Genomic DNA, 1,013 nt, shown 5'->3' with positions numbered 1-1,013 from the left:
CATGACTGGGGTGAAGTCGTAACAAGGTAGCCGTAGGGGAACCTGCGGCTGGATCACCTCCTTAATCGACGACATCAGCTGCTCCATAAGTTCCCACACGAATTGCTTGATTCATTGAAGAAGACGAAAAGAAGCAGCCCGAAATTGGGTCTGTAGCTCAGTTGGTTAGAGCGCACCCCTGATAAGGGTGAGGTCGGCAGTTCGAATCTGCCCAGACCCACCAATTTTGTGTGGGAAACGCCTGTAGAAATACGGGGCCATAGCTCAGCTGGGAGAGCGCCTGCCTTGCACGCAGGAGGTCAACGGTTCGATCCCGTTTGGCTCCACCACTAACTGCTTCTGATTGTGTAAAGCTTAGAAATGAGCATTCCATCGTACGATGGTGAATGTTGATTTCTAGTCTTTGACTAGTTCGTTCTTTAAAAATTTGGGTATGTGATAGAAAGATAGACTGAACGTTACTTTCACTGGTAACGGATCAGGCTAAGGTAAAATTTGTGAGTTGCTCTTAATTGAGTATTATCGAATTTTCGGCGAATGTCGTCTTCACAGTATAACCAGATTGCTTGGGGTTATATGGTCAAGTGAAGAAGCGCATACGGTGGATGCCTTGGCAGTCAGAGGCGATGAAAGACGTGGTAGCCTGCGAAAAGCTTCGGGGAGTCGGCAAACAGACTTTGATCCGGAGATGTCTGAATGGGGGAACCCACCTAACATAAGTTAGGTATCTTAAGCTGAATACATAGGCTTAAGAAGCGAACCAGGGGAACTGAAACATCTAAGTACCCTGAGGAAAAGAAATCAACCGAGATTCCCTTAGTAGTGGCGAGCGAACGGGGACTAGCCCTTAAGTGGCTTTGAGATTAGCGGAACGTTCTGGAAAGTACGGCCATAGTGGGTGATAGCCCTGTACGCGAAAATCTCTTAGTCATGAAATCGAGTAGGACGGAGCACGAGAAACTTTGTCTGAATATGGGGGGACCATCCTCCAAGGCTAAATACTACTGACTGAC

Annotated in this window: 2 tRNA genes and 2 rRNA genes; all 4 read left to right on the top strand. The window is 47.6% G+C overall.

The features are described from left to right. Positions 1 to 64: ribosomal RNA gene (locus GBC55_RS29755) — 16S ribosomal RNA — on the top strand; the annotation flags it as partial. Between the two features lie 82 nt (positions 65 to 146). Beyond that, positions 147 to 223 (top strand) — tRNA-Ile (locus GBC55_RS29750). A gap of 30 nt (positions 224 to 253) precedes the next feature. Further along, a tRNA-Ala gene (locus GBC55_RS29745) sits at positions 254 to 329 on the top strand. 249 nt (positions 330 to 578) lie between these two features. Further along, positions 579 to 1,013: ribosomal RNA gene (locus tag GBC55_RS29740) — 23S ribosomal RNA — on the top strand; the annotation flags it as partial.

The organism is Pseudomonas sp. TNT3 (assembly GCF_010095445.2).
In the GTDB taxonomy this organism is placed as follows: domain Bacteria; phylum Pseudomonadota; class Gammaproteobacteria; order Pseudomonadales; family Pseudomonadaceae; genus Aquipseudomonas.
This window is presented reverse-complemented; position numbering and strand designations above follow the sequence as displayed.